At 71.0% G+C, this 26,195-nt stretch carries 27 protein-coding genes and 5 tRNA genes; 25 read left to right on the forward strand and 7 right to left on the reverse strand.

Annotation, left to right across the window (positions count from 1 at the left end; translation table 11 throughout):
• On the reverse strand, positions 1 to 2,394 hold a 2,394-nt coding region (locus BU197_RS23485), incomplete at its 3' end, for a nitrate- and nitrite sensing domain-containing protein (RefSeq protein ID WP_188270298.1).
• Between the two features lie 584 nt (positions 2,395 to 2,978).
• On the opposite strand from BU197_RS23485, the gene BU197_RS23490 reads away from it, so the two are divergent.
• The 9 genes from BU197_RS23490 (at position 2,979) to BU197_RS23530 (ending at position 7,007) form a co-directional block, all read left to right on the forward strand.
• Positions 2,979 to 3,191, forward strand: a complete 213-nt coding sequence (locus BU197_RS23490) for a hypothetical protein (protein WP_188270299.1) — start codon at positions 2,979 to 2,981, stop codon at positions 3,189 to 3,191.
• Between the two features lie 161 nt (positions 3,192 to 3,352).
• The gene (locus BU197_RS23495) at positions 3,353 to 4,147 is read left to right on the forward strand and encodes a fumarylacetoacetate hydrolase family protein (RefSeq protein ID WP_188270300.1); all 795 of its coding nucleotides are present in this window, start codon (positions 3,353 to 3,355) and stop codon (positions 4,145 to 4,147) included.
• Positions 4,140 to 5,615, forward strand: coding sequence for a glutamate--tRNA ligase (gene gltX / locus BU197_RS23500; RefSeq protein WP_188270301.1), 1,476 nt, complete (start codon positions 4,140 to 4,142; stop codon positions 5,613 to 5,615). Before BU197_RS23495 ends, gltX begins: the two co-directional genes overlap by 8 nt.
• A 26-nt stretch (positions 5,616 to 5,641) precedes the next feature.
• Complete coding sequence (locus BU197_RS23505) at positions 5,642 to 6,364, forward strand: HAD family hydrolase (protein WP_188270302.1); 723 nt, start codon at positions 5,642 to 5,644, stop codon at positions 6,362 to 6,364.
• Positions 6,365 to 6,456: 92 nt separating this feature from the next.
• Positions 6,457 to 6,528 (forward strand) — tRNA-Gln (locus tag BU197_RS23510).
• Between the two features lie 41 nt (positions 6,529 to 6,569).
• Positions 6,570 to 6,642 (forward strand) — tRNA-Glu (locus BU197_RS23515).
• Positions 6,643 to 6,726: 84 nt separating this feature from the next.
• Positions 6,727 to 6,802 (forward strand) — tRNA-Glu (locus BU197_RS23520).
• Positions 6,803 to 6,821: 19 nt separating this feature from the next.
• Positions 6,822 to 6,893 (forward strand) — tRNA-Gln (locus BU197_RS23525).
• A gap of 41 nt (positions 6,894 to 6,934) precedes the next feature.
• Positions 6,935 to 7,007 (forward strand) — tRNA-Glu (locus tag BU197_RS23530).
• Positions 7,008 to 7,212: 205 nt separating this feature from the next.
• Here BU197_RS23530 and ndgR read toward each other — a convergent pair.
• A complete protein-coding gene (ndgR, locus tag BU197_RS23535) occupies positions 7,213 to 7,929 on the reverse strand; it encodes an IclR family transcriptional regulator NdgR (RefSeq protein WP_015036427.1) in 717 nt (238 codons plus the stop codon).
• A gap of 140 nt (positions 7,930 to 8,069) precedes the next feature.
• Between ndgR and leuC the strand changes: the two genes are divergently transcribed.
• The 4 genes from leuC to BU197_RS23555 all read left to right on the forward strand — a co-directional run bounded on the left by leuC (position 8,070) and on the right by BU197_RS23555 (position 11,286).
• Positions 8,070 to 9,494 carry a 3-isopropylmalate dehydratase large subunit gene (gene leuC / locus BU197_RS23540; RefSeq protein WP_188270303.1) on the forward strand — a complete coding sequence of 475 codons (1,425 nt, stop codon included), beginning with the start codon at positions 8,070 to 8,072 and terminating at the stop codon, positions 9,492 to 9,494.
• Positions 9,495 to 9,500: 6 nt separating this feature from the next.
• On the forward strand, positions 9,501 to 10,094 hold the full coding sequence (gene leuD / locus BU197_RS23545; RefSeq protein ID WP_188270304.1) for a 3-isopropylmalate dehydratase small subunit: 594 nt from the start codon (positions 9,501 to 9,503) through the stop codon (positions 10,092 to 10,094).
• Between the two features lie 104 nt (positions 10,095 to 10,198).
• Positions 10,199 to 10,426 carry a hypothetical protein gene (locus tag BU197_RS23550; RefSeq protein WP_188270305.1) on the forward strand — a complete coding sequence of 76 codons (228 nt, stop codon included), beginning with the start codon at positions 10,199 to 10,201 and terminating at the stop codon, positions 10,424 to 10,426.
• Between the two features lie 143 nt (positions 10,427 to 10,569).
• Positions 10,570 to 11,286, forward strand: coding sequence for an HU family DNA-binding protein (locus BU197_RS23555; protein ID WP_188270306.1), 717 nt, complete (start codon positions 10,570 to 10,572; stop codon positions 11,284 to 11,286).
• Positions 11,287 to 11,501: 215 nt separating this feature from the next.
• On the opposite strand, the gene BU197_RS23560 is transcribed toward BU197_RS23555, so the two are convergent.
• Positions 11,502 to 11,711, reverse strand: coding sequence for a hypothetical protein (locus tag BU197_RS23560; protein ID WP_188270307.1), 210 nt, complete (start codon positions 11,709 to 11,711; stop codon positions 11,502 to 11,504).
• Positions 11,712 to 11,721: 10 nt separating this feature from the next.
• Positions 11,722 to 12,387, reverse strand: a complete 666-nt coding sequence (cofC, locus tag BU197_RS23565; protein ID WP_188270308.1) for a 2-phospho-L-lactate guanylyltransferase — start codon at positions 12,385 to 12,387, stop codon at positions 11,722 to 11,724.
• 126 nt (positions 12,388 to 12,513) lie between these two features.
• Here cofC and BU197_RS23570 point away from each other — a divergent pair, with 126 nt between their 5' ends.
• The 3 genes from BU197_RS23570 to BU197_RS23580 all read left to right on the forward strand — a co-directional run bounded on the left by BU197_RS23570 (position 12,514) and on the right by BU197_RS23580 (position 15,499).
• Positions 12,514 to 13,266 carry a lysophospholipid acyltransferase family protein gene (locus BU197_RS23570; protein WP_188270309.1) on the forward strand — a complete coding sequence of 251 codons (753 nt, stop codon included), beginning with the start codon at positions 12,514 to 12,516 and terminating at the stop codon, positions 13,264 to 13,266.
• Positions 13,263 to 14,264 carry an NAD(P)H-dependent glycerol-3-phosphate dehydrogenase gene (locus BU197_RS23575; protein ID WP_188270310.1) on the forward strand — a complete coding sequence of 334 codons (1,002 nt, stop codon included), beginning with the start codon at positions 13,263 to 13,265 and terminating at the stop codon, positions 14,262 to 14,264. Before BU197_RS23570 ends, BU197_RS23575 begins: the two co-directional genes overlap by 4 nt.
• 95 nt (positions 14,265 to 14,359) lie before the next feature.
• Positions 14,360 to 15,499: a D-alanine--D-alanine ligase family protein gene (locus tag BU197_RS23580; RefSeq protein ID WP_188270311.1), complete on the forward strand. Its 1,140-nt coding sequence runs from the start codon at positions 14,360 to 14,362 to the stop codon at positions 15,497 to 15,499.
• 103 nt (positions 15,500 to 15,602) lie between these two features.
• Here the strand turns inward: BU197_RS23580 and BU197_RS23585 are convergent, their stop codons facing one another.
• Both BU197_RS23585 and BU197_RS23590 read right to left on the reverse strand, forming a co-directional pair.
• Positions 15,603 to 16,085, reverse strand: a complete 483-nt coding sequence (locus BU197_RS23585; RefSeq protein WP_188270312.1) for a DUF3515 domain-containing protein — start codon at positions 16,083 to 16,085, stop codon at positions 15,603 to 15,605.
• Between the two features lie 20 nt (positions 16,086 to 16,105).
• Entirely contained in the window at positions 16,106 to 16,339 is a 234-nt protein-coding gene (locus tag BU197_RS23590; protein ID WP_188270313.1) for an Lrp/AsnC family transcriptional regulator, read from the reverse strand.
• Positions 16,340 to 16,572: 233 nt separating this feature from the next.
• Between BU197_RS23590 and BU197_RS23595 the strand changes: the two genes are divergently transcribed.
• Entirely contained in the window at positions 16,573 to 17,535 is a 963-nt protein-coding gene (locus BU197_RS23595; protein WP_188270314.1) for a thiamine-phosphate kinase, read from the forward strand.
• Positions 17,532 to 18,332, forward strand: coding sequence for a bifunctional hydroxymethylpyrimidine kinase/phosphomethylpyrimidine kinase (gene thiD / locus BU197_RS23600; RefSeq protein ID WP_188270315.1), 801 nt, complete (start codon positions 17,532 to 17,534; stop codon positions 18,330 to 18,332). The genes BU197_RS23595 and thiD overlap by 4 nt, the downstream gene beginning before the upstream one ends.
• Before the next feature lie 165 nt (positions 18,333 to 18,497).
• On the opposite strand, the gene rpmB is transcribed toward thiD, so the two are convergent.
• Entirely contained in the window at positions 18,498 to 18,683 is a 186-nt protein-coding gene (gene rpmB / locus BU197_RS23605) for a 50S ribosomal protein L28 (RefSeq protein WP_003957616.1), read from the reverse strand.
• Positions 18,684 to 18,918: 235 nt separating this feature from the next.
• Here rpmB and BU197_RS23610 point away from each other — a divergent pair, with 235 nt between their 5' ends.
• From BU197_RS23610 to rpmF, 7 genes are all read left to right on the forward strand, one after another.
• The gene (locus BU197_RS23610; RefSeq protein WP_223183485.1) at positions 18,919 to 20,619 is read left to right on the forward strand and encodes a DAK2 domain-containing protein; all 1,701 of its coding nucleotides are present in this window, start codon (positions 18,919 to 18,921) and stop codon (positions 20,617 to 20,619) included.
• Between the two features lie 41 nt (positions 20,620 to 20,660).
• Complete coding sequence (gene recG, locus BU197_RS23615; protein ID WP_188270316.1) at positions 20,661 to 22,862, forward strand: ATP-dependent DNA helicase RecG; 2,202 nt, start codon at positions 20,661 to 20,663, stop codon at positions 22,860 to 22,862.
• A gap of 67 nt (positions 22,863 to 22,929) precedes the next feature.
• Positions 22,930 to 23,514: a 16S rRNA (guanine(966)-N(2))-methyltransferase RsmD gene (gene rsmD, locus BU197_RS23620; RefSeq protein ID WP_188270317.1), complete on the forward strand. Its 585-nt coding sequence runs from the start codon at positions 22,930 to 22,932 to the stop codon at positions 23,512 to 23,514.
• 26 nt (positions 23,515 to 23,540) lie between these two features.
• Positions 23,541 to 24,020, forward strand: coding sequence for a pantetheine-phosphate adenylyltransferase (coaD, locus tag BU197_RS23625; RefSeq protein ID WP_188270397.1), 480 nt, complete (start codon positions 23,541 to 23,543; stop codon positions 24,018 to 24,020).
• A 110-nt stretch (positions 24,021 to 24,130) separates the two neighbouring features.
• Positions 24,131 to 25,198 (forward strand): ATP synthase F0 subunit B, encoded by a 1,068-nt coding sequence (locus BU197_RS23630; RefSeq protein ID WP_188270318.1) that lies wholly within the window; start codon positions 24,131 to 24,133, stop codon positions 25,196 to 25,198.
• 135 nt (positions 25,199 to 25,333) lie between these two features.
• Positions 25,334 to 26,011 (forward strand): YceD family protein, encoded by a 678-nt coding sequence (locus BU197_RS23635; protein WP_188270398.1) that lies wholly within the window; start codon positions 25,334 to 25,336, stop codon positions 26,009 to 26,011.
• A gap of 2 nt (positions 26,012 to 26,013) precedes the next feature.
• Complete coding sequence (rpmF, locus tag BU197_RS23640) at positions 26,014 to 26,187, forward strand: 50S ribosomal protein L32 (protein WP_030496967.1); 174 nt, start codon at positions 26,014 to 26,016, stop codon at positions 26,185 to 26,187.
• Positions 26,188 to 26,195 lie beyond the last annotated feature (8 nt).

The following is a 26,195-nucleotide window of genomic DNA, read 5'->3' on the forward strand; positions in this document are numbered from 1 at the left end:
GCCGCCACCGGCGGGGCCACCGGCCGCCCCGGGACCCGCGGGGAGCCGGCCGCCCTGGGCCGCGGCGCCCGGAGGCACCGTGCCCTGACCGCCCGCGCCCGGCTTGGGCATCGGCTTCTTGCCGCCCTGGGCGACGTCGACCGGGAGCATGACGAGGGCGGTGGTGCCGCCCGAGTCGGAGGGGCGCAGCTGGATGCGGATGCCGTGTCGCAGGGACAGGCGGCCGACCACGAACAGACCCATGCGGCGGGAGACCGAGACGTCCACGGTGGGCGGCGAGGCGAGCCGCTCGTTGATCGCCGCGAGGTCCTCGGGGGAGAGGCCGATGCCGGTGTCGTGGATCTCCACGAGCACCCGGCCGTCGGGCAGCGCGTGACCGGTGACCCGGACCTTGGTCTGCGGGGAGGAGAACGAGGTCGCGTTCTCCAGCAGCTCGGCGAGGAGGTGCACGAGGTCGTTGACGACCCGGCCGGCGACCTCGGTCGCGGGGACCGAGGACAGTTCGATGCGCTCGTACTGCTCCACCTCGGACGCGGCGGCGCGCAGGACGTCGACCAGCGGGACCGGACGGGTCCAGCGGCGGCCCGGCTCCTCGCCCGCGAGGACGAGGAGGTTCTCGCCGTTACGGCGCATGCGGGTCGCGAGGTGGTCGAGCTTGAAGAGCGAGGACAGCTGGTCCGGGTCGGCCTCGCGGGACTCCAGTTCGGAGATGAGCGAGAGCTGACGCTGGATGAGGCCCTGGGAGCGGCGCGAGAGGTTGGTGAACATCGCGTTGACGTTGCCCCGGAGGAGGGCCTGCTCGGCGGCGAGCCGGACCGCCTCGCGGTGCACCTCGTCGAAGGCCGCGGCCACCTGGCCGATCTCGTCCCGGGAGTGCACGCCGACGGACTCGACGGAGGTGTCGACGTCCTGCGGGTCGGACTCGGAGAGCTGCTTGACCAGCTCGGGCAGCCGGTCCTGGGCGACCTTGGTCGCGGTGTCCTGGAGGCGGCGCAGCGACCGGATCATGGACCGGGCGACGACGAAGGCGCCGACGAGCGAGACGCCGAGGACGAGGAGGATCAGCGCACCGTTGACGATGGCCTCGCGCTGCGACTCCTGGCGCAGCTCACGGGCCATGGTCTCCATGTCGCCGAGCAGCCCGCGCTCGATGCGGTTCATGGCGGCGATCTTGGTGCCGTACTCGTCGGTGAAGTTGAGGTGGCCGCGCTTGGCGCCGCTGGGCATCGCGTCGTCGGACTTCAGGACGCGCTCGGCGTACTTCTCGGCCGCGAGGATCGATGGGTTGCCGCTGTTGAGGGAGGCGGTCAGCTCGTTGGCGTCGCCGCCGGTCGACTCGTAGATCGCCTGGAAGGACTTGAGTTCGACGCCCTCGGAGTTGAGCGCGGCCTCGCCGTAGAGGCGGTCGCCCTGCTGGATGCGTCCGGGGGTCTTGTCGCTCTGCGGCAGGGCGCCGGCGATGATCGCCTGCTGGATGGAGGCGTACTCCTTGGCGGACGAGAACGCGGCGAGCGCGCGGGTCCGCTTGATCATCTCGGGGTTGCTGGTCGCCTGCGCCATGTCCTGGGACAGGCTGAGCAGCGAGCGGACGAGACGGCTGTACGCCTCGACCGTCACCGAGTGCGAGACGCCCTTCTCGTAGGCGTTGCCGCGGATCGTGTTGAGCTGGATGACCTGCGAGGCGATCTGGCTGACGTTCTGGCGGATGCTGCGCAGCGCCTCGTCGCCCTCGGTCGCCGGGATGTCCTCGGTGGCCTCGAGGAAGGCCTTGTACTCGCGGTCGGTCTTCCGCCGGTTGTTGGCGATCTGGTAGTCGCTGACCGGGCGCCCGTTGGCCAGCGGGCCCGCGGAGAGGTCGCGTTCGGCCTGGAGGGCCTGGGCGAGGTCGGTGGCCTCACGGGTCAGCTTGGTGAGCAGCTGCATGTGGTCGAGCTGCTCCATGTCGTGGAGCGACTCGTTGATGCGGATGCCGCCCAGGGTCGTCGCGGCGACCACGGGGAGGGTGAGCAGGGCGACCAGACGCGTGGAGATGCGCCAGTTGCGCAGGGCTATTCGCGGGCCGACCTCGTTCTCGGCGCGGGGCTTGACGGGTGCCTCGGCCGACTCGGCGGGGGCGGCACCGGCGTTCGGATGCCTGCCGCCGTCACCGGTCTCGCCGGACGGGCCCTGGCCCTGCGGCCGGCCCGGGTCCTTGCCCTGCTTCTTGCCTTGGCTCCTGCCCTGCTTCTTGTCCTGCTTCTTGTCCTGGTTCGGATTCTTGCCCTGGTGGGGGGTGCGCGGGGCCGAGGGACCGCGGTCGGTCCCGGCGCGCGGTTCCTGCTCCGCCGGAGCATCCGCGCGGCCCTGGTGGGCCTGGGCGGACCCGGAGCCATCCCTCTTGAAACGTCCCTGCACTAGCGTCGCAACCTCTGGACCAGGCGTCCTTCCGGGTGAACGGAGAGGACGGTTTCGGCGTCGGCGGGGCGCGTGGAACGCCCCAGGTGGTCGTCGTGACCGGCGCAGTTCCCCCTTCTCCGCCACTTGGCCGACGCTGCGTTGCGCCCCCTGCGCGTCGGCCTGTAAAACCCGCGGCGGTGCGGGAATTCCAGCACAGAGGAGGATCTCCAACAAGGGCCGCGTGTCGCACCGGGAAGTGAATGACAACCCGTGCCCGCGGGGTCACCCGATGTAGAAGATGATCACGGAGGATTCGGACTTTTCCTCTCCAATGAGTGGGCGTACCCCTGTGTCCCAGTCGCCATGATCAGGAGCGGAATAGAACATTCAGTGGCGTAATGTCCCTTTCTAAGGAAGCGGGACCCCGCCCGGAATGCCGGAAATGCCCACCCATGGGTGAGCAAACTCACACAGTAATCGGCGTCCAGGCCCTGCGTACGCGGGGAATCCCATGCTTAGCCTGACGCTTTACACCCCCTCGCGCCCGTACGAGTTCGCGCCCGTACGAGGCGCCCGTACCGGAACAAGGTCAGATCACCGCGATGAAGACGACGACGCCCGGGACGCCCGGAAACACGGCCAACCCCCGCCGCTCCACCCTCGTCCACCTCACGGACGCCGCAGAACTCGGCCGGGGTGCCCAGCCTGAGTACGCGGTCGAACTCCCCGCCCGCACGGCCAACCCGCGCCGCACCATCCTCATGCAGCCCCCCGCGCCGTTCGAGCCCCAGCCCTACGTCACCCTGGCCCGCTGACCCGGGGCCTTCCCCTTCCGGAAGAGACGACCCGGGCGTGACCCCCGCCTCCTGTGACGCGTGTCATGGGAGGCCGTGATACCGCAGGTCGACAGTCCCCTCGCCGCGTTAGCCTGGAGCGTCAGACTCCAGCCAGCATCAAGTGAGGGGCGACAGCACTCGTGCGCATCGCCAGATTCTCCATCGACGGCAATGTGGCCTTCGGCGCCGTCGAGGGCGAGGGAACCGTCGAGTCCGGTGGCCTCGTCCTCGACATCATCAAGGGCATCCCGTACACCGACTTCGAGCTGAGCGGCACCAAGGTCCCGCTCAGCAAGGTACGGCTCCTCCCGCCCGTGCTCCCCAACAAGGTCGTGGCCATCGGCCGCAACTACGCGGAGCACGCCGCCGAACTCGGCAACGAGGTCCCCGACGTCCCCGTCGCCTTCTTCAAGCCCACCACCTCGGTGATCGGCCCCGGCGACGCCATCGAGTACCCCTCCTTCTCCCAGGAGCTGCACCACGAGGCCGAGCTGGCCGTGGTGATCGGCCGCATGTGCCGCGAGGTGCCCCGGGAGCGCGTCAAGGACGTCGTCTTCGGCTACACCTGCGCCAACGACGTCACCGCCCGCGACGCCCAGAAGCGCGAGAAGCAGTGGGCCCGCGCCAAGGGCTTCGACACCTCCTGCCCCCTGGGCCCCTGGGTGGAGACCGGCCTCAGCCTGGCGGACGCCGGCGACCTGACCGTCCAGGCCACGGTCAACGGCGAACAACGCCAGCTGGGCCGGACGAGCGACATGATCCGCTCCATCGAGGACCTGGTCGTCCACATCACCGAGGCCATGACGCTGCTCCCCGGCGACGTCATCCTCACCGGCACCCCCGCCGGGGTCGGCCCCCTCAACGTCGGCGACGAGGTCGCCGTCACCATCGAAGGCATCGGCACTCTCACCAATAAGGTGATCAAGCGTGGCTAACGCGAATATCCGCGTCCGTTTCTGTCCCTCGCCGACCGGCAACCCGCACGTGGGCCTGGTCCGCACCGCCCTCTTCAACTGGGCCTTCGCCCGGCACAACGAGGGCACCATGGTCTTCCGCATCGAGGACACCGACGCGGCGCGCGACTCCGAGGAGTCGTACAACCAGCTGCTCGACTCCCTCAAGTGGCTCGGCCTCGACTGGGACGAGGGCCCGGAGGTCGGCGGCCCGCACGAGCCCTACCGCCAGTCGCAGCGGATGGACATCTACAAGGACGTCGCCGACAAGCTGCTCGCCGGCGGGTACGCGTACCCCTGCTACTGCACCACCGAGGAGCTCGACGAGCGCCGCGACGCCGCCCGCGCCGCCGGCCGCCCCTCCGGCTACGACGGCCACTGCCGCGACCTCACCGCCGAGCAGAAGGCCGCCTACGAGGCCGAGGGCCGCGCGGCGATCGTCCGCTTCCGGATGCCCGACGAGCCGATCACCTTCACCGACCTGGTCCGCGGCGAGCTGACCTTCACCCCGGAGAACGTGCCGGACTACGGCATCCTCCGGGCCAACGGCGCCCCGCTCTACACCCTGGTCAACCCGGTCGACGACGCCCTGATGGACATCACCCACGTCCTGCGCGGCGAGGACCTGCTCTCCTCCACCCCCCGCCAGGTCGCGCTCTACAAGGCGCTGATGGAGCTGGGCATCGCCAAGGAGATCCCCTCCTTCGGCCACCTGCCCTACGTCATGGGCGAGGGCAACAAGAAGCTCTCCAAGCGCGACCCGCAGGCCTCCCTCAACCTCTACCGGGAGCGCGGCTTCCTCCCCGAGGGCCTGCTGAACTACCTCTCGCTCCTCGGCTGGTCCTTCTCGGCCGACCGCGACCTCTTCACCATCCCCGAGATGGTGTCGAAGTTCGACATCGCCGACGTCAACGCCAACCCGGCGCGCTTCGACCTCAAGAAGGCCGAGTCGATCAACGCCGACCACATCCGGATGCTGGACCCGACGGCCTTCGCCCAGGCCTGCGCGCCCTGGCTCCAGGCCCCCCGCGCCCCCTGGGCGCCCGAGGACTTCGACACCGCCGCCTGGGAGGCCATCGCGCCGCACGCCCAGACCCGGCTGACCGTCCTCTCGGACATCACGGCCAACGTGGACTTCCTCTTCCTGCCCGAGCCGGTCTTCGACCAGGCCTCGTGGGACAAGGCGATGAAGGGCGAGCCCGCGGCCCTGCTCACCACGGCCCGCGAGAAGCTCGTGGACGCCGACTGGAGCGACCCCGAGTCCCTGAAGAACGCGGTCCTGGCCGCCGGCGAGGTCCACGGCCTCAAGCTCGGCAAGGCCCAGGCCCCGGTCCGGGTCGCCGTCACCGGCCGCACGGTCGGCCTGCCGCTCTTCGAGTCGCTGGAGGTCCTGGGCAAGGAGAAGACCCTGGCCCGCGTCGACGCGGCCCTGGCGAAGCTCACCGCCTGACCCGCTCCGCGCGGTACGGTCCTGCCATGGCCATACGCGCGGTGCTGTGGGACGTCGACGACACGCTCTTCGACTACGCCCGTGCCGATCACCTCGGCATGGGCGCACACCTGACGGCCGAGGGCCTGGTGGACGGATTCGACTCCGTCGACCAGGCCCTCCGTCGTTGGCGGGAGCTGACCACGCTCCACTGGCGCCGCTTCGAGGCGGGCGGGATCGCCTTCGAGGAACAGCGCAGGGACCGCGTCCGGGACTTCCTCGGGGCGCCGGGGCTCACCGCCGCCGAGGCCGACGCCTGGTTCGGCCGGTACCTCGTCCACTACGAGACCGCCTGGACGCTCTTCCCCGACACCCTGCCCGTCCTCGACGTCCTGGCCGATGACTATCGTCACGCGATCCTGTCGAACTCCAGCATCCGCAACCAGGACCGCAAACTCCGGGTCCTGGGCATACGGGACCGCTTCGAGACCGTTCTGTGCGCCGCCGAGCTGGGCGTGGCCAAACCGGCCCCCGAGGCCTTCCACGCCGCCTGTACGGCCCTTGACCTGCGCCCGAGTGAAGTGGCGTACGTGGGGGACCAGCCCGACATCGACGCGAGGGGCGCGGCGGAGGCGGGGCTTCGGGGCATCTGGCTGGACCGCGCGGACACCGGCGGACGCCCCGGTCTGGACCGGATCACGAGCCTCCGCCAGCTCCCTTCCCTGCTCGGCGGGGGTACCCGTTTTGGAGCGGGGTCCACCTTCGGGTAATGTTCTTCCTGCGCCGAGGGGAACAAGCCGAAAGGCAAGAACCCGGAAAGCGCAAGCGGAACAAGATCCCCCTCGCGGGGAGGTTGTCCCGGTGGCCTATGGTGTAATTGGCAGCACGACTGATTCTGGTTCAGTTAGTCTTGGTTCGAGTCCAGGTAGGCCAGCTCGCAGAGCTCATCTGCAACCGTGGATTGGCATCCACAAAGCCCCCGTTGTGTAGCGGCCTAGCACGCCGCCCTCTCAAGGCGGTAGCGCCGGTTCGAATCCGGTCGGGGGTACTGATCCATCCTGTGGAACACTTGGGTAGCTCCCGGTGAATCCACGGTGACATCACCCGGCTCTGGCCGGGTGGGATCGCTAGGGCCCCCGTTGTGTAGCGGCCTAGCACGCCGCCCTCTCAAGGCGGTAGCGCCGGTTCGAATCCGGTCGGGGGTACCAACTGGTCCTTTGGTTCCAGTGGCCTATGGTGTAATTGGCAGCACGACTGATTCTGGTTCAGTTAGTCTTGGTTCGAGTCCAGGTAGGCCAGCGCAGTAAATCCAGGCGGTTCATCGCATGGAGCAAGATCTTGCCCCCGTTGTGTAGCGGCCTAGCACGCCGCCCTCTCAAGGCGGTAGCGCCGGTTCGAATCCGGTCGGGGGTACAAGATGAGGAAGCCCTTCCCTTCGGGGGAGGGCTTCTTCGCTGTCCGGAGCCGTCGGCGCTGTCGGAGCTGTCCGGACCGGCGGAACCGTCCGGACTGGCCGGACCGTAGGGACTGTCGGGACCGTCCGGGGCCGGGGTACAACTCCGGCCCACCGCTGCGGCGTTGGAGCGGTGGGCCGGGATCGTACGAGGGGACGGGAGGATCAGCCGGTGCGGCGGAGCGCTTCGGAGAGACGGGCGGCGGCGTCGATGACCGCCTGCGCGTGCATACGGCCGGGGTGGCGGGTCAGACGCTCGATCGGGCCGGAGACCGACACGGCGGCCACCACACGGTTCGACGGGCCGCGCACGGGCGCGGAGACGGACGCGACACCCGGCTCCCGCTCGCCGATCGACTGGGCCCAGCCGCGGCGTCGCACACCCGAAAGGGCCGTCGCCGTGAAGCGGGCGCCCTGGAGGCCCCGGTGCAGCCGCTCGGGCTCCTCCCAGGCCATCAGGATCTGCGCCGACGAACCGGCCTTCATCGTCAGTGTCGAGCCGACCGGGACCGTGTCCCGCAGACCCGAGAGCCGCTCGGCCGCCGCCACACAGATCCGCATGTCGCCCTGGCGCCGGTAGAGCTGGGCGCTCTCGCCGGTGACGTCCCGCAGATGCGTGAGCACCGGGCCCGCCGTCGCGAGGAGACGATCCTCGCCGGCCGCCGCCGCCAGCTCCGCGAGACGCGGTCCGAGAATGAACCGGCCCTGCATGTCACGCGCCACCATGCGGTGGTGTTCCAGTGCCACGGCGAGACGATGTGCCGTGGGTCGTGCGAGTCCCGTCGCCGCGACCAGACCTGCGAGGGTGGCCGGACCGGACTCCAGGGCGCTCAGGACAAGGGCTGCCTTGTCGAGAACGCCTACGCCGCTAGAGTTGTCCATGCAACGATACTCGCGTCTCACTCTGTGAAACGCAAGTTCAATTTTCCCAGGAACTTGTCACTCTGGTCCGGCGGCCGCCGAGCGGTCCGCGGAACGGGTCTCTAGTTGTGCCGACGCAGACGTCGGCCGGAGGGAAAGCGATGGGTAGGACACTCGCGGAGAAGGTCTGGGACGACCATGTCGTCCGGCGCGCCGAGGGCGAGCCCGACCTCCTCTTCATCGATCTGCACCTGCTGCACGAGGTGACCAGCCCCCAGGCCTTCGACGGCCTGCGCCAGAACGACCGGCGGGTGCGGCGCCTCGACCTCACCATCGCCACCGAGGACCACAACACCCCCACGCTCGACATCGACAAGCCGATCGCGGACCCCGTCTCCCGCGCGCAGCTGGAGACCCTGCGGCGCAACTGCGCCGAGTTCGGCGTCCGCCTGCACCCGCTGGGCGACGTCGAGCAGGGTGTCGTCCACGTGGTGGGACCGCAGCTGGGACTCACCCAGCCCGGCACCACCGTCGTCTGTGGCGATTCGCACACCTCCACGCACGGAGCCTTCGGCGCGCTGGCGTTCGGCATCGGCACCAGCCAGGTCGAGCACGTCCTCGCCACCCAGACCCTCCCGCTGGCCCGTCCCCGGACCATGGCCATCACGATCGACGGCGAGCTGCCCGAGGACGTCACCGCCAAGGACCTGATCCTCGCGATCATCGCGAAGATCGGCACCGGCGGCGGCCAGGGCTACATCCTGGAGTACCGCGGCTCCGCCATCGAGAAGCTCTCGATGGAAGCCCGGATGACCATCTGCAACATGTCGATCGAGGCCGGCGCCCGCGCGGGCATGATCGCCCCCGACGAGACCACCTTCGCCTACCTGAAGGGCCGCGCCCACGCGCCCGAGGGCGAGGACTGGGACGCCGCCGTCGCGTACTGGAAGACCCTGCGCTCCGACGAGGACGCCGCCTTCGACGCCGAGGTCGTCATCGACGCCGCCTCGCTGGCCCCGTTCGTCACCTGGGGCACCAACCCCGGCCAGGGTGCGCCGCTTTCGGCGAACGTCCCCGACCCGGCTTCGTACGAAGACGCTTCGGAGCGCCTCGCCGCGGAAAAGGCCCTGGAATACATGGGGTTGACCGCAGGGCAGCCGCTGCGGGACATCAAGGTCGACACCGTCTTCGTAGGCTCCTGCACCAACGGGCGCATCGAGGACCTGCGCAACGCCGCCGGTCTGCTGGCCGGCCGCAAGGTCGCCGACGGCGTCCGCATGCTGGTCGTCCCCGGCTCGGTCCGGGTCGCCCTCCAGGCCGTCGAGGAGGGCCTGGACAAGGTCTTCAAGGAGGCCGGGGCCGAGTGGCGGCACGCGGGCTGCTCCATGTGCCTGGGCATGAACCCCGACCAACTGGCGCCGGGCGAGCGCTCCGCGTCCACGTCCAACCGCAACTTCGAGGGACGGCAGGGCAAGGGCGGGCGTACGCACCTCGTCTCGCCCCAGGTCGCCGCCGCCACCGCGGTCCTGGGCCGGCTGGCCTCCCCGGCCGATCTGTCCGACGTCGCCACCACCGCGGGGGTCTGAGGAACCATGGAAGCTTTCACCACGCACACCGGCCGGGCCGTCCCGCTGCGCCGCAGCAACGTCGACACCGACCAGATCATCCCCGCGCACTGGCTGAAGAAGGTCACCCGCGACGGCTTCGAGGACGGTCTCTTCGAGGCCTGGCGCAAGGACTCCGAGTTCATCCTCAACCGCCCCGAGCGGCAGGGTGCCTCGGTCCTGGTCGCCGGACCCGACTTCGGCACCGGCTCCTCCCGTGAGCACGCGGTCTGGGCGCTCCAGAACTACGGCTTCCAGGCCGTGATCTCCGCCCGCTTCGCCGACATCTTCCGCGGCAACTCGCTGAAGAACGGACTGCTCACCGTGGTCCTGCCGCAGGAGACCGTGGACGCCCTCTGGGAGCTGACCGAGGCCGACCCGACCGCCGAGGTCACCGTCGACCTGGAGCGCCGCAAGGTCCTGGCGAACGGGATCGACGCCGACTTCGAACTCGACGAGAACGCCCGCTGGCGGCTCCTGAACGGCCTCGACGACATCAGCCTCACCCTTCAGAACGAAGCGGACATCGCGGCCTACGAAAAGGCGAGGCCGGCCTTCAAGCCCCGTACAATGACGGCCTGAGCAGCACGTTCCTGAGACTGCGCCCCCCACCGCCCGGTGGGGGGCGCAGTCGCTTGTTGAGACCCTGTCGGGCGACAACTCGCCCTAGATGGCACAATCGGTGCATGGAACGCGACAGCCAACTCGAGCTCTACAAGGCAGTCGCCGCCCGATTGAAGGAAGCGCACACAAGGGTGCGCTCACTGCAAGTCCCGGAGGGCGTAAGGATGGCGCTGTCCCGGAAGCTGCTGGTCGTGACGGCCGCGGCGAAGCACGATCTCAAGGACGCGGCAACGCGTCTGGACCGGTTGATGAAGGACCTCGACGAGGGCCGATTCCCATCGGACGACTGACACCGAGAACTCCGCAGCGGATCTTCCGCGTTGCGGCACTAGGGTGATTAGACCGTTTCGTGTTTGATTTGCGGTATATACATGCCTAACGTGCGAAAAAGCTTGAACACTTTCGTTCTGGCAATGTCTCCGAAGGGGAAGACGTGAACAAGGCGCAGCTCGTAGAAGCGATTGCCGACAAGATGGGCGGTCGCCAGCAGGCCGCCGACGCCGTCGACCACGTGCTGGACGCCATCGTCCGTGCCGTGGTCGCGGGCGACCGGGTCTCGGTCACGGGTTTCGGCTCGTTCGAGAAGGTCGACCGTCCGGCCCGTTACGCCCGCAACCCGCAGACGGGCGAGCGGGTCCGGGTCAAGAAGACCTCCGTCCCGCGCTTCCGTGCGGGACAGGGCTTCAAGGACCTGGTCAGCGGCTCGAAGAAGCTGCCCAAGGGCGGCGAGGTCTCCGTCAAGAAGGCCCCCAAGGGCAGCCTGACCGGTGGCGCCTCCGCCACCGTGAAGAAGGCCGCGGCCAAGAAGGCCACCACCGCCAAGAAGGCCGCTGCCAAGAAGGCGACGCCCGCGAAGAAGGTCACGACGGCCGCCGCCAAGAAGGCGACGCCCGCGAAGAAGACCACGACGGCCACCGCCAAGAAGGCCGCCGTGAAGAAGGCCACGACGGCCGCGAAGAAGGTCACGACGGCCGCCGCCAAGAAGGCGACGCCCGCGAAGAAGACCACCACGGTCGCCGCCAAGAAGACCACCAAGGTCACGGCGAAGAAGACCGCGCCCGCCGCCAAGAAGGCCACGGCGACGAAGGCACCCGCCAAGAAGACGACGGCTCGCAAGACGACCGCCAAGAAGGCCGCCGCCAAGAAGTAACACTCAGGGTGGACACCCGCCGGGCCGGGCTCCCTTCCGGGGAGCCCGGCCCGCGGCGCGTCCCTTGCCGGCGCCCACGAGCCCAGGCCCCACGCCGCGGCGTGGGGCCGGACGCCGTGAGGAAGTGCCGGACACGGCGAGGGAGCGCCGGATGCCGTGACGGCGGGGCTTCCGGCCCCGCCGTACGGCTCGGGCCCCCGGCCCCGCCGTACGGCTCAGAAGGTCTGAAGGGTCACCAGGGTGATCAGGGGCCCGCCGCCCGGCGCGCCGGGCGTGGTCTCGATCCGGACCCGCTGGCCCGGTCGCAGCAGCCGCAGCCCGCCCGCCTCGAACGCCTCCGCCCCGAATTCCACGGGGGTGCCGTCGTCGAGCAGCACGCTGCCGCTGCGGGTCTCGGGGTCGTATGTGAACGCGGTCGCCTGCATGGGCGGCAGCCTATCCGGCCGCGGGCAGCCACCGGGCCGCCGTCCGGGGGCCGAGTCCCAGTGCCTCCGCCGCCGCGAGATCCTCGCCGGTATCCACGTCACGACGTACGGAATCCACCCCGGCGAGTGTGATTTCCACCGCTCCCGAGGACAAATGCCGAAGCCTCGAAGCACCCCCGAAAGCAGGCTCCAATTCCACTCCGGGACCGGCCGCGAGGAATGTCGTGCCGATTTCCGCGGCATCCGCGAGAAAAGCCCGCGGATAATCCCGGGCCGCGTCGAGGACCCGGGCAAGCTCCGCCGGACGCAGGGCGGGCAGATCCGCGTTGAGCGCCGCCACCCGGGCGCGGGGACGCCGGGAGCGCACCGTCCGCACCCCGTGCGCGAGCGCCGCGTTGAGCCCCGCCGCCGGGGAATCGGGCACGATCCGCGCGCCCAGCGCCCCGAGCGCGGCGGCGGCGCACGGATCGTCCGTGACGACCGCCACATCCCGCACCCGGGAACAGCTCAGCACCGCCCCCACCGTGTCCTCGGCGAACGCGAGGGCGAGCCGGGGGCGCAGCCGGGCCCCGGCGGTCGCGGCGAGGCGACTCTTGGCCAGCGCGAGCGGCTTCAGGGGCACGACGAGGGACCAGCCGTCGGCCGTGTCCGGGTGCGTCGGGTGCGTCGCGTTCATCGGGTTCATTCTGTCCCGCCCACCCCGCCCGCCCCAGGGCCCGGGGCGTACCGTGTCACTCGACACAGCAGGAGCGGGAGGCGACACTTGACCCCCTGCCAGCCCGTCCAGAGAAAAGGTGTCCGCGTGCCCCGCCGCAGAATCGGCTTCTGGTACCGCCTCGCGGCGGTCATCGCCAAACCCCCCCTGGTGGTTCTGTTCAAGCGGGACTGGCGTGGAACGGAGCACATTCCGGCCGACGGAGGCTTCATCACCGCCGTCAACCACAACTCGTACCTGGACCCGCTGTCCTACGCGCACTACCAGTACAACACCGGCCGGGTCCCGCGCTTCCTCGCCAAGGCGGGCCTGTTCAAGGGCTCCTTCGTCGGCACCATGCTGCGCGGCACCGGCCAGATCCCGGTCTACCGCGAGACGACCAACGCCCTCGACGCCTTCCGCGCCGCCGTCGACGCCATCGAGCGCGGCGAGTGCGTCGCCTTCTACCCCGAGGGCACCCTGACCCGGGACCCCGACATGTGGCCCATGGCGGGCAAGACCGGCGCCGCCCGGGTCGCGCTGCTCACCCAGGCTCCCGTCATCCCGGTGGCCCAGTGGGGCGCGAACCTGGCGATGCCGCCGTACGCCAAGGAGAAGAAGCTCCGGCTCTTCCCCCGCAAGACGCTCGTCGTGCAGGCGGGGCCGCCCGTCGACCTCTCCCGTTTCCACGGTCTCGAACCCACCCCCGAGGTGCTCCGCGAGGCCACCGAGGTCATCATGGCCGCCATCACCGCCCTCCTGGAGGAGGTCCGGGGCGAGCAGGCGCCCGCCGAGCCGTACGACCACCGCAGGGCCCGTCAGGAGCAGCGGCGCAAGGCCGCGGGGGAGGGGACGAAGTGACCAAGGCAGCCGTCTTCGGCAGCGGGTCCTGGGGCACCGCCTTCGCCATGGTGCTCGCCGACGCGGGATGCGAGGTGAGCCTCTGGGGCCGCCGCGCCGCGGTGGCCGAGGAGATCAACGCCACCCGGACCAACAGCGACTACCTGCCGGGCATCGGGCTTCCCCGGGGCATCACGGCCACCACCGATGCCGCCGAGGCCGCCGCGGACGCCGAATTCACCGTCCTCGTCGTCCCCTCCCAGACCCTGCGCGGCAACCTCGCCGCCTGGCGTCCGCTGCTCGCCCCCGACACCGTCCTCGTCTCTCTGATGAAGGGCGTCGAACTCGGCACGGCCAAGCGGATGAGCGAGGTCGTCACCGAGGTCGCCGAGGTGCCCGCCGAGCGGGTCGCCGTCCTCACCGGCCCCAACCTGGCCATGGAGATCGCCGGCCGGCAGCCCGCCGCCGCCGTCGCCGCCTGCGTCGACGAGTCGGTAGCCCGCCGCCTCCAGAGCGCCTGCATGACCCCGTACTTCCGCCCGTACACCAACACCGACGTCGTCGGCTGCGAGCTGGGCGGCGCGGTGAAGAACGTCATCGGTCTCGCCGTCGGCATCGCCAACGGCATGGGGCTCGGCGACAACTCCAAGGCCACGCTCATCACCCGGGGCCTCGCCGAGACCACCCGCCTCGGCCTCGCCATGGGCGCCGACCCGCTGACCTTCTCCGGTCTCGCGGGCCTCGGCGACCTCGTCGCCACCTGCTCCTCGCCGCTCTCCCGGAACAACACCTTCGGCACCAACCTCGGCCGGGGCATGACCCTCCAGGAGACCATCGCGGCCACCAAGCAGACCGCCGAGGGCGTCAAGTCCTGTGAGTCGGTGCTCGATCTGGGCCGCCGCCACGGCGTCGACATGCCCATCACCGAGACCGTCGTCTCCATCGTCCACGACGGAAAGCCGCCGGTCGTGGCCCTGAAGGAACTGATGTCGCGCAGCGCCAAGCCCGAGCGCCGCTGAACGGGCCGCGCGGGCAAGGCTTCGCTGCGCCGTACGCGCGGAGCGGCAGCGGGGCGCTCAGGAGTTCGGAAGCCGCAAGGTACGCTCAACGCGATATGAGCGAGAACACCCAGAGCCCCCGCAAGCCGCGCGTGGCCGTCGTCTTCGGCGGACGCAGCTCCGAGCACGCCATCTCCGTCGTCACGGCGGGCGCCGTCCTGAGCGCCATCGACCGGGACAAGTACGACGTGCTGCCCATCGGCATCACGACGGACGGGCGCTGGGCGCTCACCGCCGACGCCCCCGAGCGCATGGCCATCGCGGGCCGCGCCCTGCCCGACGTCGAGCAGCTCGCCGAGAACACCGAGGGCGGTGTCGTCCTCTCCGTCGACCCGGCCAACCGCGAGGTCGTCCTCTCCGAGCCCGGCTCCGTGCCCAAGGCCCTCGGCGAGGTCGACGTGGTCTTCCCGATGCTGCACGGCCCCTACGGCGAGGACGGCACCCTCCAGGGCCTGCTCGAACTCTCCGGCGTCCCCTACGTCGGCGCGGGCGTCCTCGCCTCCGCCGTCGGCCAGGACAAGGAGTACATGAAGCGGGTCTTCGTCTCCTTCGGTCTGCCCGTCGGCCCGTACGAGGTCATCCGGCCGCGCGAGTGGGAGCAGAACCCGGCCGCCGCCCGCAAGAAGATCGTCGAGTTCGCCGCCGAACACGGCTGGCCGCTCTTCGTGAAGCCCGCCCGCGGCGGTTCCTCCATGGGCATCACCAAGGTCGACGACCTCTCCGGTCTGGACGAGGCCGTCGAGGAGGCCCGCCGCCACGACCCGAAGATCCTCGTCGAGTCGCTGCTGCGGGGCCGCGAGATCGAGTGCGGCGTCCTGGAGTTCGAGGACGGCCCGCGCGCCAGCGTGCCCGCCGAGATCCCCCCGGTCACGGACCACGACTTCTACGACTTCGAGGCCAAGTACATCGACTCGGCCTCCGGCATCGTGCCCGCCCCCATCGGGGACGAGGCCACCGCCGAGATCCAGCGCCTCGCCGTCGCCGCCTACGAGGCCGTGTCCTGCGAGGGCCTGGTCCGCGCGGACTTCTTCCTCACCGAGGACGGCGACTTCGTCATCAACGAGATCAACACCATGCCGGGCTTCACGCCCATCTCCATGTACCCGCGCATGTGGCAGGAGAGCGGCGTGAGCTACCCGGAGCTGGTGGACCGCCTCATCCAGGCGGCCCTGACCCGCTCCACGGGCCTGCGCTGACGCCCTTCACGGGCCCGTGCTGACCCCCTTCACGGGTCCGCGCCGCTCCCGCTTCCGCGGGCCCGTGCCTGCCCACCACCGGTAGACCGTGCCGCCGCGGCCCTCACAGGCTCGACGGCACGGTCTTCCGTACGGCAGGGGCGAGATCGGCGAGCGGTGTCGCGTCGTGCGTGAACCGCTCGTCCATCGTCACCTCGACGTACGCCTCGCGGTACGTCGAGGTGAAACGGGGACCGCCGCCCTCGGTGCGCTCCAGCAGCCAGTTCACCCCGTCGGCCTCCACGGCCTGCGCTTTCGGATCGCTCATCTTTTCGGGCCGGGGGACCCCGCAGCGCAGTACGATCGCACCGTCACCCCAGCCGGCGGTCAGCTCGGAGCCGGGCTCCGGGTCACTCCGCCCGAGCCCCGCCACGGTGCCCGGAAGCTCCTTCGCCAGAGCCTGGCAGAAGGCGGCCTCCGACGCCGGGGGACTGGGCACCGCGACGGACGCCGTGGCGTCCGAAGAGGAACAGCCGGTGGCGGCCAGCAGCAGAACGGCTGCCGTGACGGCGGCGGACAGGCCGAAGGGCCGGTGGGAAGACTTCACCGGCCAAGCGTAGACGGGGGCTACAGATGAACGACCGGGCAGGTGAGGGTGCGCGTGATGCCGTCCACTTGCTGGACCTTCGCGACCACCATGCGGCCCAGCTCGTCGACCGTGTCCGCCTGCGCGCGCACGATCACGTCGTACGGCCCGGTCACGTCTTCCGCCTGGATCACCCCCGGCATCTTGGAGATGGTCTCGGCGACGGACGACGCCTTGCCCACCTCGGTCTGGATGAGGATGTACGCCTGAACCACGGAACCTCCAGGGCGACCACGAGGATCTTGTGGGAGAAAGGGACGCCACGGTACCGCGTCGCCGCGGGCCGCGGGGAGACCCGCGCGACCCGAGGCGCCCGCCCGGTGGCGCACGCAGGACGGAAATTGACGGTCTACTTGACGGTACCCAGCACGGTGACGGTCCGCGACCCGCGACGCGCACGGACGCGCGGCCGACCGCGGAACGGCACGAAGACACGAGGTGAGGCGCGGTGAAGGGCACAGTCGGAGAGCTGGGCGAGTTCGGGCTCATCAAGGAGCTCACGTCCCGGCTCACGTCCACCCCGGCGGTACGGATCGGACCCGGCGACGACGCCGCCGTGGTCTCCGCACCCGACCGGCGGGTCGTGGCCAGCACGGACATCCTCCTCGAAGGACGCCACTTCCGCCGCGACTGGTCGACGGCGTACGACGTCGGCCGCAAGGCCGCCGCGCAGAACCTCGCCGACATCGCCGCCATGGGCGCGGTCCCCACCGCCCTCCTCCTCGGCCTCGTCGTCCCCGCCGAACTCCCCGTCACCTGGGCCACCGAGCTGATGGACGGCCTGCGCGACGAATGTCAGGTCGCGGGCGCCGCCGTGGTCGGCGGAGACGTCGTACGCGGCGACACGATCATGGTCTCCATCACCGCCCTCGGCGACCTCCGCAACCACGACCCGGTCACCCGGGGCGGTGCCGCGCCCGGCGACGTCGTCGCCTACACCGGCTGGCTCGGCTGGTCCGCCGCCGGATTCGCCGTCCTCTCCCGGGGCTTCCGCTCCCCCCGTGCCTTCGTCGAGGCCCACCGCAGACCCGAGCCGCCGTACCACGCGGGCCCCGCCGCCGCCGGACTCGGCGCCACCGCCATGTGCGACGTCAGCGACGGCCTCATCGCCGACCTCGGCCACATCGCCGAGGCCAGCAAGGTCCGCATCGACCTGCGCTCCGGCCTCATCGACATCCCCACCCAGATGAACGACATCGGCCAGGCCGTCGGCGTCGACCCCATGCAGTGGGTGCTCACCGGGGGAGAGGACCACGCCATCGTGGCCACCTTCCCGCCCGACGTGAAGCTCCCCGCCCGCTGGAAGGTCATCGGCGAGGTCCTCCACCCCTCCGCGCTTCCGCAGGTCACCGTGGACGGCGCGCCCTGGCACGCGGCCGGCGGCTGGGACCACTTCGGGGAGACCGAGTGAGCGCCGCGCCGCCGCTGGCGCTGACCGTCGCCGGTTCCGACTCCGGCGGCGGCGCGGGCGTCCAGGCCGATCTGAAGACCATGCTGGCGCTCGGCGTCCACGGCATGAGCGTCCTCACCGCCGTCACCGCCCAGAACTCGCGGGGCGTCCAGGGCGTCTGGGAACTCCCGGTGGAGGCCGTACGCGCCCAGTACCGGTCCGTCGTCGACGACATCGGCGTCCACGCCGTCAAGACCGGCATGCTGGCCTCCGCCGGGCTCGTCGAGACCGTCGCCGCACTCCTCTCGGAGACCACCGCGCCCGTCGTCGTCGACCCCGTCGGCGTCTCCAAGCACGGCGATCCGCTGCTCGCGGCCTCCGCCCTCGACGCCGTACGCCGCGAACTGCTGCCCCGGGCGACCGTCGCCACGCCCAACCTGGACGAAGTGACACAGCTCACGGGGGTCCACGTCGTGCACGAGAGCGATCTGAGGACCGCCGCCGAAGCCGTCCTCTCGTACGGGCCCGAGTGGGTCCTGATCAAGGGCGGACACCTGCCCACCGGCACGGAGGCGGTCGACCTGCTCACCGACGGCGAGCGGGAACACTGGCTGCGCGCCCCGCGCCACGACAACCGGCACACCCACGGCACCGGCTGCACGCTCGCCTCGGCGATCGCCTCCGGGCTCGCCAAGGGCCTCGCCGTGCCGGAGGCCGTCCGGCAGGCCAAGGAGTATGTGACCGGAGCAATAGGCGCCGGATTCGCGCTGGGCACCGGAATCGGCCCGGTCGACCACGGCTGGCGGTTCAGGGACTGAGGGGGGAGGCGCCGGGGGACCCCTGGGCGCAGCCCGCAGACCCCAAGACCGCAGGGGTCTCCTACCGGCAGCGTCCGTTTCCGGGCATGGCAAAAGGCCGGTTCACCGAGGTGAACCGGCCTTTCAAGGCAACCGCAGGGGCTGCGCTACGACAGAACGTCGCGATTAGCGCGAGACCTTGCCGGCCTTGATGCACGAGGTGCAGACGTTGAGCCGCTTCGGCGTCCGACCGACCACGGCACGCACGCGCTGGATGTTCGGGTTCCAGCGACGGGACGTACGGCGGTGCGAGTGCGAAATGTTGTTGCCGAAGCCCGGCCCCTTGCCGCAGACGTCGCAGTTGGCAGCCACGGGTCACTCCAAAGACTTCAGAATTACAGTGAAATCCGGCGCACCGGAATCAGGAGTCTGAAGTGGCTTGCCGGGGAACGGCCCGGTTTGAACCGGGCAACCGAAGCAGCATACAACGCCTGCTTCGGTAGAACGAAACTACCACGGTCCGAGCGGACCCCGCCCCGGGGCCCGCCTCCCGGAGGGTCCCTCCGGGTCTACCCTGCGGTGAGCTACCGCCGAAGGAGGACCCCCGTTGTCGCGAGCCCTTCCGCCCCCCGAGAAGCTCGCCGAGCTGGACGCCGACGCGGTCAGGACCTGGTGCGCGCGGATGCTCGACGCCCTCGGCGGGGAGCGCGAGGAGATCGACGCGATCAACGTCTACCCCGTCCCCGACGGGGACACCGGCACCAATCTGTACCTCACGGCGGAAGCCGCCCACGAGGCCGTGGAGGCCGTCTTCGCGGCCTCCGCGCCCGACACCGCCGAGACCGTACGGGCCATGGCGCACGGCGCCCTCCTCGGCGCCCGGGGCAACTCCGGCACCATCCTGTCCCAGCTCCTGCGCGGCATGGCGGGGGTCCTCGCCAGGGGAGGTGACGGAGACCACCTCGCCCGCGCCCTCGCCGAGGCCTCCGACGCGGCCAGGGGCGCCGTCGCCCGCCCCGTGGAAGGCACCATCCTCACCGTGGCCGCCGCCGCGGCGGCCGCCTGCGCGGACGGCGGAACGCTCGCCGAGGTGGCCACCGCGGCCCACCGGGGCGCCCGCACCGCCCTCGCCGCCACCCCGGCCCAGCTGACCGCCCTGGCCCGCGCGGGCGTCGTCGACGCGGGCGGCCGGGGGCTCGTCACGGTCCTCGGAGCCCTGGTGGAGACGGTGACGGGAGGCACGGGGGGAACCGGAACCGGAACTGGACCTGGGACCGGGACCGCGCCCGCCATCGGAGCCGTATCCGCGGACGAGGCCCACCCCGCCCCCGTACCGGCTCGCGGCTCCGTACCCGCTCGCGCCCCCTCCGCCCCCGGCGACCCCTGCCCCGCCGAAGACGGTCCCGCCTACGAGGTCATCTACCTCCTGGAGGCCGACGACGACGCCGTCGGGCTGCTGCGCGCCCGGCTCGACGCGCTGGGGGACTCCCTCGTCGTCGTCGGCGGCGACGGCCTGTGGAACGTGCACGTGCACGTCGACGACCCCGGCGCCGCCGTCGAGGCGGGCATCGAGGCCGGCCGCCCCCACCGCATCCGCATCAGCCACTTCGCCGCCGACGCAGCCGCCGCCGACCAGGGCGAACGCGCCCAGCGGGCCGTCGTCGCCGTCGTCCCCGGCGAAGGCCTCGCCGGACTCTGCGCCGAAGCGGGCGCCACCACCGTGCGGAGCAGGCCCGGCGAGCCCCCGGCGGGCGACGAACTCCTCGACGCCATCCGCCGCGCCCACGCCCGCGAGGTCGTCCTGCTGCCCAACGACACCGAACTGCGCCAGACCGCCGCCGCCGTCGCCGAACGCGCCAGGGCCGAGGGCATCCGGGTCGCCCTCATCCCCACCAGGGCCGCCGTCCAGGGCATCGCCGCCCTCGCCGTCCACGAACCGGACCGGCGCTTCGACGAGGACGTCGTCGCCATGACGGCCGCCGCCGGAGCCACCCGCTACGCCGAACTCGCCGTCGCCGAGCACCAGTCCTTCACCTCGGCCGGCGTCTGCCAGGCGGGCGACGTCCTCGGTCTCATCGAGGGCGACGTCGCCGTCATCGGCAAGGACCTCACCGAGACCGCCCGCACCGTCCTGGACCGGATGCTCTCGGCGGGCGGCGAACTCGTCACCCTCGTCGTCGCCGACGACACCCCGCCCGGCCTCGCCCCCGACCTCGAACACCACGTCCGGCGCGGCTATCTGGCCGTCGACACCACCACGTACCACGCGGGCACCGGAGCCCCGCCGCTGCTCATCGGAGTGGAGTGACACGCCGGTCCCCGCCCCGTCTGTCGGTGTCGTGGTGTGCAATGGAACGCGTGCCCGCGCTCGACGAACCACTCAAGAAGTCCCTCGGCCCCGCCACCGCCAAGGTCATGGCCGAAGCCCTCGACCTGCACACGGTCGGCGACCTGCTCCACCACTACCCCCGCCGGTACGCCGAGCGGGGGGAGCTGACCACGCTCTCCGACCTGCCGCTCGACGAGCACGTCACCGTGGTCGCCCAGGTCGCCGACGCCCGGGTGCTCACCTTCAACGGGGCCAAGGGGCGCGGCCAGCGCCTCGAAGTGACCATCACCGACGGCAGCGGCCGCCTCCAACTGGTCTTCTTCGGCAAGGGAGTGCACAAGCCGCACAAGGACCTGCTGCCCGGCACCCGCGCGATGTTCGCCGGGAAGGTGTCGCTCTTCAACCGGCGCCTCCAGCTCGCCCACCCCGCGTACGAACTCCTCCGCGGCGACGGCGAGCAGACCGTGGACGCCTGGGCGGGCGCCCTCATCCCGATCTACCCGGCCACCACCAAACTGGAGTCCTGGAAGATCGCCAAGGCGGTCGACGCGGTCCTGCCCAGCGCCGCCGACGCCGTCGACCCGCTCCCCGAGGCCCTGCGCGAGGGCCGGGGCCTCGCCGAGCTGCCCGACGCCCTCCGGCTCGTCCACCGCCCCCGTACCAAGGCGGACATCGAGACCGCCCGCGACCGCCTCAAATGGGACGAGGCCTTCGTCCTCCAGGTCGCCCTCGCCCGCCGCAGGCACGCCGACACCCAGCTGCCCGCCGTCGCCCGAAAGCCCGCCCCCGACGGCATCCTGGACGCCTTCGACGCCCGGCTGCCCTTCACCCTCACCGAGGGGCAGCGGAAGGTCTCCGCCGAGATCTTCGCCGACCTCGCCACCGAGCACCCCATGCACCGCCTCCTCCAGGGCGAGGTCGGCTCGGGAAAGACGATGGTCGCGCTCCGCGCCATGCTTGCCGTCGTGGACGCCGGGGGACAGGCCGCGATGCTCGCCCCCACCGAGGTCCTCGCCCAGCAGCACCACCGCTCGATCACCGAGATGATGGGGGAGCTGGCCGAGGGAGGGATGCTCGGCGGGGCCGACCGGGCCACCAAGGTCGTGCTCCTCACCGGCTCCATGGGCGCCGCCGCCCGCCGGCACGCCCTGCTCGACCTGGTCACCGGCGAGGCGGGCCTGGTCATCGGCACCCACGCCCTGATCGAGGACAAGGTCGCCTTCCACGATCTGGGCCTGGTCGTCGTCGACGAACAGCACCGCTTCGGCGTGGAACAGCGCGACGCCCTGCGGGGCAAGGGCAAGCAGCCCCCGCACCTCCTGGTGATGACCGCCACGCCCATTCCGCGTACGGTCGCCATGACCGTCTTCGGCGACCTGGAGACCTCGGTCCTCGACCAGCTCCCCGCCGGGCGGTCCCCGATCGCCAGCCATGTCGTCCCCGCCGCCGACAAACCGCACTTCCTCACCCGCGCCTGGGAACGGGTCCGCGAGGAGGTCGCCAAGGGCCATCAGGCGTACGTGGTCTGCCCGCGCATCGGCGACGAGGAGGACCGGAAGAAGACCGGGACCGCAGGGGCCTCCGGGGCCGCCGGGGACGACGGGAAGCGCCCGCCGCTCGCCGTCCTCGACGTGGCGGAGAAGCTGGGCGCCGGGCCGCTCGCCGGGCTCCGGATCGCCGTGCTGCACGGCAGGATGCACCCCGACGACAAGGACGACGTGATGCGCCGCTTCGCCGCGGGCGAGCTGGACGTCCTCGTCGCCACCACCGTCATCGAGGTCGGCGTCAACGTCCCCAACGCCACCGCCATGGTGATCATGGACGCGGACCGGTTCGGCGTCTCCCAGCTCCACCAGCTGCGCGGCCGGGTCGGGCGGGGTTCCGCCCCCGGGCTCTGCCTCCTCGTCAGCGAGATGCCCGAGGCGAGCCCCGCCCGGCAGCGGCTCAACGCGGTCGCGGCCACCCTCGACGGCTTCGAGCTCTCCCGGATCGACCTGGAGCAGCGGCGCGAGGGCGACGTCCTCGGCCAGGCCCAGTCCGGCGCCCGGTCCTCGCTGCGCGTCCTCACCGTCATCGACGACGAGGAGGTCATCGCCGCCGCCCGCGAGGAGGCCACCGCCCTCGTCCTCGCCGACCCCGATCTCACCGCCCATCCCGCGACGCGGACCGCGCTCGACGCCCTCCTCGACAAGGACCGGGAGGAGTACCTGGAGAAGGGCTGACGGCGCGGGGCGGAAGGCCGCCATAAGCTGTCGCGTACGCAATGGTTTACGGAGAACGAGGACATCGATGACCCGCGTGATCGCCGGTACGGCCGGCGGGCGCCGCCTGGCCGTACCGCCCGGCAACGGCACCCGCCCCACTTCCGACCGGGCGCGTGAAGGCCTCTTCTCCACCTGGGAGGCGTTCCTCGGCACCCTCGACGGAGCCAGGGTCGCCGACCTGTACGCGGGCTCGGGCGCCGTCGGCCTCGAAGCGCTCTCCCGGGGCGCCGCCCACGCCCTGCTCGTCGAGGCGGAGCCGCGCGCGGCCCGGACCATCCGGGAGAACGTGAAGGCGATCGGACTGCCCGGTGCCGAGCAGCGCACCGGCAGAGCGGAGCAGATCGTCACGGGCCCGGCCCCTGCCGACCCCTACGACCTGGTCTTTCTCGATCCCCCGTACGCCGTCACCGACGAGGAGCTGCGCGAGATACTCCTCACACTCCGCTCGGGGGGCTGGCTCGCGGACGACGCCCTCGTCACCGTGGAGCGCAGCACCAGAGGCGGGGAGTTCGGCTGGCCGGAGGGCTTCGAACCACTGCGCTCCCGTCGTTACGGCGAGGGAACGTTTTGGTACGGTCGCGCCGCCTCTACGTGCGAAGACGCACGATGACCGGACCGGAGAGCGAGGGACCAAAGTTGCGCCGCGCCGTCTGTCCTGGGTCATTCGACCCCATCACCAACGGACATCTCGACATCATCGCCCGCGCCTCCAAGCTGTACGACGTCGTACATGTCGCGGTGATGATCAACCAGTCGAAGAAGGGCCTGTTCACGGTCGAGGAGCGGATCGAGCTGATCCGCGAGGTGACCTCCGGCTTCGGCAACGTCGAGGTGGAGTCCTTCCACGGGCTGCTCGTCGACTTCTGCAAGCAGCGTGACATCCCCGCCATCGTCAAGGGCCTCCGCGCGGTCAGCGACTTCGACTACGAGTTGCAGATGGCGCAGATGAACATCGGGCTCACGGGCGTGGAGACCCTCTTCGTCCCCACCAACCCGACGTACAGCTTCCTCTCCTCCTCCCTGGTGAAGGAGGTCGCCGCCTGGGGCGGCGACGTCTCCCACCTCGTCCCGCCGACGGTCCTGGAGAGGCTCGCCGAGCGCCTGCGGGCAAAGTGACGCGCGGCCACCGCCGTTGACCCTCCGTCACCTGGTGTCGGACGGGCGCCGACTGCCCTTACAGTCGTCCCGTCCGTCTCCATCCAGCTGTAGAGAGTGGCGAGCACCAGGTGGACGTGCAGAAGAAGCTCGACGAGATCGTGGCGACCGTGCGGGGCGCCCGTTCCCTGCCGATGTCGGCGTCCTGCGTGGTCAACCGCGCCGAGCTGCTCGCCCTGCTCGAAGAGGTCGGTCAGGCCCTGCCGGGCTCCCTCGCGCAGGCCCGGGAGCTGATCGGCGACCGTGAGCAGATGGTCGAGCAGGCCCGCCAGGAGGCCGAGCGGATCATCGAGGCGGCCCGCGCCGAGCGGGGGTCGATCGTCTCCGACACCCAGGTCGCCCGGCTCTCGCAGGAGGAGGCCGATCGCATCCTCGCCGAGGCCCGCCGCGAGGCCGAGGAGGTCCGCGCCGAGGCCGACGACTACGTCGACTCCAAGCTGGCCAACTTCGAGGTCGTCCTCAACAAGACGATCGGCTCGGTCGACCGGGGCCGGGAGAAGCTCCTGGGCCGGGGCCCCGGGCTCGACCAGGACGGTTACGCGGACGAGGACGCCCCCGAGTACAGCGCGGACCCGCAGACCCTGATCCACCGCGCCGACGCGTACGTGGACGCCAAGCTCGGCGCCTTCGAGGCGGTCCTCAGCAAGACCCTGGAGGCCGTCGGGCACGGCCGGCGCAAGCTGCACGGCCGGATCGCCACCGACGCGCTCGGCGAGCACATGGCCGCGCAGGACGGTCTGGGCGGCGGCGGTGTGCACACCAGCGACGCCGACTACCTGGCCGGACTCGCGGAGCTGGCCGATCCCGAACCGGCCCCCCTCCCGCAGCAAGGCCACCCGGGCTCCCAGGTCCCTCAGCCCGCCCAGGCGGACCCCTACGGGTACCCGCAGCAGGTCCCCCAGGCCGATCCGTACGCGGCCTACCAGCAGCAGTCGCAGCAGCCCGACCCGTACGGGTACCCCCAGGCGCCCTCGCAGGCCCCCCAGGCGGACCCCTATGGCTACCCGCAGCAGGATCCTTACCCGTACCAGCAGCCCGGCGGGCAGCCGCAGCAGGCCGCCGCGCTCGACGAGACCAGCTTCTTCGACACGAGCATGATCGACCTGGAGCAGCTCCGACGGTACGAGCAGGGGCACTGACCGGGCCGGAAACCGGGCAGCGGGGGATCAAGCCCCCGATTGGGCCCTGAGCGAAGCGTCCAGTATCCTGGCTCTTCGGTCGCGCGTATTCCGCGATCCTTGCTGCCCACGTTCGGCAGCCACCCCCGACGCAGCATGATTCCGAAAGCAGGAAGAGCCCTGAGCACGCGCCTCGACCACCGCAACCCCCTCGTGTTCGACACACACGAGCTGGGGCGGCGTCCTGGCGCCCTCCAGCGGCTCTCCCGCACGGTCGAGGCCCCCCGGGACCTCGGCGTCGAGGGAGTCATCGGAGTGCCCCTGGGCTCTCCGGTGGAAATCGATCTCCGTCTTGAGTCGGTCATGGAAGGGGTGCTTGTCACAGGCACCGCCCGTGCATCGGCCGAGGGGGAGTGCGTAAGGTGTCTGGAGCCCGTCGAGCTTGATCTCGACGTGGACTTCCAGGAGATGTTCTCGTACCCCGAGTCCGACGACCGGGGCCGCTCCAAGGCGGCCGCGGAAGACGAGGACGAGGGCGAAGAGGACATGATCCCCCTCGAGGACGGCATGTTCGACCTCGAACCCGTGCTGCGTGATGCGGTGGTGCTCGCACTGCCGATGCAGCCGGTGTGCCGGGAGGACTGTGCGGGTCTGTGTTCCGAATGCGGGACCAACCTGAACGAGAACCCGGACCACCACCATGACGCCGTCGACATCCGTTGGGCGGCATTGCAGGGACTCGCCGGTTCGCTGGGAACCGATGAGAAGGACAACATGAGCGGCAAAGCCTCTGACGGGGACGTCCGAAGCGCCGCCGAGAAGCAGGAGAAGTAGCCGTGGCTGTTCCGAAGCGGAAGATGTCGCGCAGCAACACGCGCCACCGCCGGTCGCAGTGGAAGGCTGCGGTCCCCACCCTGGTTTCGTGTGAGCGTTGCCAGGAGCCGAAGCAGCAGCACATCGCGTGCCCGAGCTGCGGCACCTACAACAAGCGCCAGGTCCTCTCGGTCTGATTGGGCTG

This window comes from Streptomyces sp. CBMA291 (assembly GCF_014596525.1).
Taxonomy (GTDB): domain Bacteria; phylum Actinomycetota; class Actinomycetes; order Streptomycetales; family Streptomycetaceae; genus Streptomyces.